6 protein-coding genes are annotated in these 6,664 nt (G+C 61.0%); 3 read left to right on the top strand and 3 right to left on the bottom strand.

Going from position 1 to position 6,664, the window contains the following annotated elements:
- Positions 1–52: 52 nt before the first annotated feature.
- A complete protein-coding gene (locus BLQ92_RS38520; protein WP_090695976.1) occupies positions 53–1,363 on the bottom strand; it encodes a hypothetical protein in 1,311 nt (436 codons plus the stop codon).
- Positions 1,364–1,613: 250 nt separating this feature from the next.
- Here BLQ92_RS38520 and BLQ92_RS38525 point away from each other — a divergent pair, with 250 nt between their 5' ends.
- Positions 1,614–1,829, top strand: coding sequence for a ribbon-helix-helix domain-containing protein (locus BLQ92_RS38525; RefSeq protein WP_090695977.1), 216 nt, complete (start codon positions 1,614–1,616; stop codon positions 1,827–1,829).
- An 82-nt stretch (positions 1,830–1,911) separates the two neighbouring features.
- Here the strand turns inward: BLQ92_RS38525 and BLQ92_RS38530 are convergent, their stop codons facing one another.
- A complete protein-coding gene (locus BLQ92_RS38530; RefSeq protein ID WP_090695978.1) occupies positions 1,912–2,769 on the bottom strand; it encodes an oxidoreductase in 858 nt (285 codons plus the stop codon).
- Between the two features lie 119 nt (positions 2,770–2,888).
- Between BLQ92_RS38530 and BLQ92_RS38535 the strand changes: the two genes are divergently transcribed.
- Together BLQ92_RS38535 and BLQ92_RS38540 are read left to right on the top strand one after the other, a co-directional pair.
- Complete coding sequence (locus tag BLQ92_RS38535) at positions 2,889–3,824, top strand: LysR family transcriptional regulator (protein WP_090695979.1); 936 nt, start codon at positions 2,889–2,891, stop codon at positions 3,822–3,824.
- A gap of 432 nt (positions 3,825–4,256) precedes the next feature.
- Positions 4,257–6,050: a cell wall anchor protein gene (locus BLQ92_RS38540; RefSeq protein WP_244106342.1), complete on the top strand. Its 1,794-nt coding sequence runs from the start codon at positions 4,257–4,259 to the stop codon at positions 6,048–6,050.
- Between the two features lie 401 nt (positions 6,051–6,451).
- On the opposite strand, the gene BLQ92_RS40490 is transcribed toward BLQ92_RS38540, so the two are convergent.
- Positions 6,452–6,664, bottom strand: a 213-nt coding sequence (locus tag BLQ92_RS40490) for a hypothetical protein (RefSeq protein WP_218133066.1), incomplete at its 5' end; no start/stop codon positions are given.

Consider the following 6,664-nt stretch of genomic DNA (forward strand, 5'->3'; position numbering starts at 1 on the left):
GCTCGCCGGGTTTCATTCGGATTGGCTTCGGGTTGCGTTTGGGTTGCGCTCGTCAGCCAGCCGGACCGTGTTGCCGCTGCGGCTCCGGCGCCGCGCCTGGCAGGCTGGCCGGCAAGGTGGCTGGGTCAGGCAGCGGCACGCCTGCGTCGGCGCTGCGGCTGATCGTGTCGTTGTCGACGCTGGAAGGGCTGGTTGTGCCGGGCGTGCGGTTGGTGTTGCTCGTAGACGCGGTGTTGGTGGCACTGACGTTGCCGTTGCCGTTCACGCTGGCGTTCGTGCCCGTTGCGGCGTTGACGGTTGCGTTCGGCGCGCTTGCTGCGTTGGCTGCGCCGCTATCGGAGGCGCCGGCTGGCGGATCGGCCGCGTAAATATGTTTGACGCCATCGGGCGTCTCCGCATACTTCACGTCATCGGAGGAAATAATTTCGGAATACGATGCTTCGTTTGGCGCGTCGGTTGTGCCTGCGCTTTCGCTCGCCTGCACCACAACGCTCCTGACGTTGGTGTCGAGATCGGCGCGCACGCGCGCCAGCGCCGCGTCGAGGTCGGCGCGGCTGCTGACCTTGCCGGTTACGGCAAAGGCGCCACCGCCCTGGTATTCGACATGCACGCCGGCTATGCCGAGCGAATCTTCGATACTGCGCGCGTCGTTCTGCGCGACGTCGTAGTGGCGCGAAATCCCGCTCTGTGAAATGCGCTCGAGCAGGGTGCGCACGGCCTCGTCGTCGGCCGGCGTGGCGACCATGCCCGTCACCACCACGGTGCTGCCGAGCGCATGCGCGCGCAGACCGCTGACATGGGCTGCGGCGAGCGCCTCGCTGACGCGTTGCGCGCGGTCGTCGGCATTGCGCGGTAGAGCGGCGCGGCTCATCTGCGTGGTGGTCAGCAGCGAGCCGGCGACAATCACAATGCCAAGCGCAAAGCAGGCCGCCACCGCGCCCACATAGCGGCGGCGCTTTTTACGCTCGGCGGCGAAGCGCGCTTCGGCGGGGCGGGTGAGCAGGGTCGAAAGCAGATCCAGGTCGGATGGCCAGACAGCGTCGCCGGCGCCTACGCACAGGATTGTGTCGTCGAACTGCATAGGCACGAAGTCGACCAGCAGCACGACTTCTTCCGGGATGGCCGGATTGGCCTGCTGCGCTGTTGTGCCGTCCGTGCCCGGCGTATTCGCTGACGTGCCTCCCACCGCAAGACGCTGCGCGCTCACCACGCCGCTTTCATCGACGTGCAGCAGCGTGTCCGCACCGCGCCAGTCGGCGAGGCGGATGTCGGCATCGTCGTCGGCGCCGATGCGGTGCGTCCCCGGCGTGAGCTGCAGTTGCGCTCCCGCGTGGACGCCAGTCAGTATCCGCAGCAGTTTCATCGTGCTTGCACAGGGTAGATGGGAAGGGCGCCGGGCTGGGCCGCCGTGTGGCGGTCCAGCCTTAGCGACTCGATCGACCCTAATGTAGGCGTTTGCTAGCGGGTATTCGTGCGGGGATGCGAAGGCGGCGCATGGGATGCGAAGCCGTAGGGATGGTCTTGTACCTTTAACGTTGGGCAGTGTCGTCGGGATCTTTTACGGCGCATAGTGCAACGAGATACGATATGAATATCGTGTAACGGGGATATTGATGAAGCGAATCCTGGTTGATTTGTCCAACATGCAGTTTGAAGCGTTGGCAAGACTCGCGGAGATCGAGAGGCGGCCACGCGCCGCTATCATCCGTGATGCGATTGACGCATATATATCGGAGCGCAAGGCGAGGGTTGGGAGTGACGTGTTCGGGCTTTGGAAGAGTAGAAACACCGACGGCCTTGAGTATCAACGGGAACTGCGCTCTGAATGATCGGGGTGAAATATATCGCGTCTCACTTGCCTCGTCGGTCAGCCGACGAGGCAAATCCAATGTCCTTCAGAATCCACATGCCTCAAGCAGGAAAGTCAGTGGACGCCGAGAGCGCCTTCCAGCTTTCGGTTTCCTGCGTGACATACGCATTCTTCTCGGCAATCGCCTTCAGCGTGTCGGTGCCAAGCGGCAGGCGCAGCGGAGGCGTTTGCGCGTCCACCAGTTCGAGCATCGCTGCCGCGAGCTTCACAGGGTTGCCGGGCTGGTTGTGATTCATGGTGGCAGCGATCCGGCGCACGTTCCCCGATGTCTCGTCGTAGTCCGCAATCGCCTCGCGGGCAACGACGAGCGATGACGCGTCGAGGAAGTCAGTCCGGAAGTAACCCGGCTCCACGACCGTTGCATGAATGCCGAGCGGCTTCAATTCGTTATGCAACGCCTCCGTCAAGCCTTCGACTGCAAACTTGGTCGAACAGTAGGCGCCGAATCCCGCGGCCGACCGATAGCCGCCGATCGACGACATATTGATGACATGCCCCGAGCGCTGGGCACGCATGGCAGGCAGAACTGCACGCGTCATATTCAGCAGGCCAAATACATTGGTGTCGTACATGCGACGCACATCCGCATCGCTGGACTCCTCGATGGCGCCGAGCAGACCAAAGCCCGCATTGTTGACCAGAACCTCGATACGGCCGAATTTCTCGAGCGCGGCCTGAACAGCGGCCTTCGCCTGCGCTTCGTCCGTGACATCCAGCGTGACGGGCAGCAGTGCCGGCGAGTCACCAAGGCGCTCGGCAATCGCCGCGACATTGCGGCCGGCGGCAACCACCGCATTGCCGTCAGCGAGAGCCGCTTCGGCGATCAGGGCGCCGAGGCCGCGCGCTGCGCCGGTGATAAACCAGACACGCTTGAAGCCGTTGTTCGGGAGCTCAGCCATGATGTTTCTCCTACGTGTGGGGTGGATGTGAACGAATCATAGGAGCATGGATTGGCATGAACTAGCCGTATATTGCTAGACTGATAATCAACTAATATTTGCTAATGAGGCGGACAGCCGTGAATGAAGTTCGCGCGATCACGATATTTGTGCGGGCCGCGACACTCGGAAGCCTGCGCAAGGCGGCCGTGGACCAGGGGATCTCGCCGCAGGCCGCGAGCCATGCGGTGATGCAACTGGAAAGGGAACTGGGCGTTCGACTCTTCCATCGAACCACGCGCAAACTGAGTTTGACTGAGGAGGGGCGGGGGCTGCTGGACAGCGTGACGCCTGCTTTGGCCATCCTGTCGACGGCGCTCGACGACGTGCGACGCTCGAAAGCCGAGATTGCCGGCCCGCTCCGTGTGAGTGCGCCAAGAGCGATGGGTCGTACGGTGCTGTGTCCGTATTTTCTGGAATTCGCCCAGTTGCATCCGAACGTGCAACTCGATCTGCAGTTCGACGACCACTTCACCGACCTCGTCAGCGATCGCGCCGACGTGGGCTTTCGTGGTGGCTCTCCGCCGTCGGGCGGCACCATTGCGCGCCGTCTCTTGCCGATTCAGTTGATAGTCTGCGCGGCGCCCGCCTATATCGAGCGTTACGGCGCGCCGCAGACCATTGAAGAGCTCGACAGGCACCGCTGCACGGGCTATCGACGCGCCAACACGGGCAAGCAGGCGCCTTGGGAATTTCTCATTGGGGATGAAATCGTCTATCGCGACATCGCGACGAGCCTATGCGTCAACGATACCGACGCCGAAACCGAGGCCGTGCTTGCCGGACTCGGTGTGGGACAACTCGGCAGCTTTTCGGCCACTGCGCTTATCAGAAGCGGCCAGCTCGTTCCCTTGCTGGTTCAGCATGTGACGCAGCGCGAGGGTATCTATATTTACTATCGTCATCGGACCGAGCAACCGTTGCGGGTAAGGACGTTTATCGACTTCATGGTTGAACGCGTCGCGGGGAACAGGAATTTCTATTTCGAGCCTGCGGAGCTTCGCGCCGCTGTTTGAATCTGCCGGGAAGGGAAACGCGCGCCCTTGGCTAATCGCGGTGCGCCGTGTCTTTTTCCTATACGTTATCTTCACCACACACTATCAAAAAGAGCAGCCGGGCGCCTGCAACATATTTGCTTGCGGCAACGATAGAAATTAGCTGACGGTGGACTGAAGCATTAAAGAAATTCTTCGTAAGTTCCGTTAATAGATTTTGACGCGCCATGTGCCGTCAGGAGAGAAAACTAAAACTTAAAATTGAAAGGCAAAATGAAAAGACTTCATAATATGGGGTTCGCGAAGCTGACGGTGTGTGCATCGTTACTCGCCACACTGGCGGCCTGCGGTGGGGGATCGGGCTCGTCTTCCGCCACATCTTCCGCAACTTCGGGAAGCACGTCATCGGCAACGCCGAGCGCGATGAGTGGGACGGTAGCAATCGGAAACGCGTTGACCAACGCAGCCGTTACCGTGATCGACGTCAACGGCAAGAGCGTTTCGACGACCTCAGGAGCCAATGGTACCTATAGCGTGTCGATCACGGGCCTTACCGCGCCGTTCCTGATCACCGCTGTGGACCCGTCTGGTGCTTCGGGCAATCTGTATTCCGTTGCGGCAACTGTGCCGACAGGCACGACCGCGCCGGTCATTGCTAACGTGACGCCGCTTACGACGGCTGTAACCGCGTTGCTTACGCAAAGCGGCAATCCGCTAGACCTGACCGCCTCCGGCTCGTTGGCGTCGACTGTCAATCAAACGGCTATCAGCGCCGCCGTGACGAGGCTGAACACGGCACTCGGCACGATCCTCAGTGCGAACGGTTTGTCGGCAAGCTCGTTCGATCCGATTGGTGGGACGTTCACCCCCAACCAGACGGGTGCTGACGCCGTGATCGATTCCGTCGCCGTGACACCATCGAATAGCGGAACGGGTCTGCAACTCACCAGCCTGGCCGATCCGAACCAGCCGATTCCGCTGAACAGCAGTACGGCGGCCCCAACAGTCCTGCAGTCGCCGCCGTACCCCGTCAACTATCTGGCGTCATTGCTGACGGCGCTCAGTCAATGTATGGCCGGCAACGCGTCCGGGTGCTCGACGGCCATCGACGCAAACTACCGCAATGAAGGCTTGAGCTTCGCGCAGCGCCATACGCTGATTGGCACCGGTACGACACTTACCGGAGCGAAAACGCTGGCGTTCCTGCCGGCAGGCACACTGCCAAACATCAGCAATCCGGCGGCGCTGGTGTATTTCCTCGTTACCGATGCGGATGGAACGCCGAACTTCGCCAGCGATATCGTCCAACGCTTGCCCAATGGGACTTGGGACATCATCGGCAATCAGGAGCAGTACACCATTTATATCGCGTCGTTCGTGGGCCAGAAGCAGTTTACCGACGCTGCAGACGCCAATAACGGCCGCTTCGAGTCCGGCTTGACTATTCAGATCCCGCAAGCCGTGACCGTCAGCGGCGTGCTAACGCCTGTCGGCTCGGCGTTGGTGCAAGGCGCGGGGATCGACGGCGGAAGTCTGTACATGCTCAACACGGCGTCTGGCCTCGGCAAGTCCAGCTACGAGCTGACCATTCCTGCAACGGCGCTCACCGCGCCGTGGACCGGTTGCTCGACCTGTGCGCAGTCGAACAGCACGACCGATCAGTACAAGTGGTCCTGGACGTCGCTCTCCGGTGGGACCAGCACGTTCTCGCCGAATGGCAATCCGAGCTACACGCCACAGCCGATCGATGTGTCCGCCGTCCCGCAGTACTCGGTCTACACGGTTACGCTGTATGACACGACGGGCACTCAGATCGGTCAAGCACAAAAGGTCATCAACATTGCACCTAACGTGACGGCAGCCGCGGCAGCGGCGGTGAAATGGCAAACGCTGGGAAGCGATGTCATTAGCAACTTCCTGACACCCGGCGGTTCGCTGGCAGGAGCCCAGACCTCGTTGAACCTTGACTGGTCGGTGTCGGCGAACAGTCAAAATACGGCACTTCCGAACTTTACCGAAGGGATCGGAGCGGTAACCGTCGCGACAGCTGCTGACCCCGAGGAAGCATACTCCCATGGTTTTAGCGTAACGCCGACGGCTACCGGGACCAATACGTATTCCGCAACGGTTACGGCAAATTCCGGTTTGACTACGGAAGCGCTCACCCTGGAAGTCCAACGGTATGTGAAGCTCGGCTGGCAAGCCGATGGCCTGTACTACAGTAACCAATGGGTGTACAAGAACTAGTCACCTGAGTTAGACCGAGGTGAATACGGGCGCTGCTCTTCGAGGTAGTGCCCGTTTATTTTTTGCTTCGATTCTGGACGATCTCAGAGACCAGCCGTGAGCGGTGACTCAACGCCCCCGGAAGGTGGTCAATCGGATTTTATGGACTGGCAGCGTTTGTTCGGATTGCGTACGATAAGAAGAACCTCGGTACTGGACTAAAGGATCTATCGGTCTGCTGGACGCGGAAGCGACTGCATGGACCATCAGCTGCGATCCCGAGCCGCTTATATATCGAGCGGATGCGATAGCCTGGAATGAAAAGCGCTGGCCTGATGCTTTCGTCACGTCGGCTTCGGATAGCGACCGGGTATGGAGCGAAGCATCTTCGCGCAAGTCAACGCGAAGATGCTTCGGTCCTGCTAGGACGTTTTTAGAACCGGCTTGCTGACGTTAGTGGCCGCCATGGCCGCTGCCACATCCGCCGCTGTTGCCACCGGAGCCGTGGCCGCTGCTGCTGCCGGAACCGCCACTGCCGTGACCGCCGCTGCCGGAACCGCCACTGCCGGAACCGCCACTGCCGGAACCGCCGCTGCCGGAACCGCCGCTGCCGGAACCGCCGCTGCCGGAACCGC

The sequence above is a fragment of the Paraburkholderia phenazinium genome, from assembly GCF_900100735.1.
GTDB lineage: Bacteria > Pseudomonadota > Gammaproteobacteria > Burkholderiales > Burkholderiaceae > Paraburkholderia > Paraburkholderia phenazinia.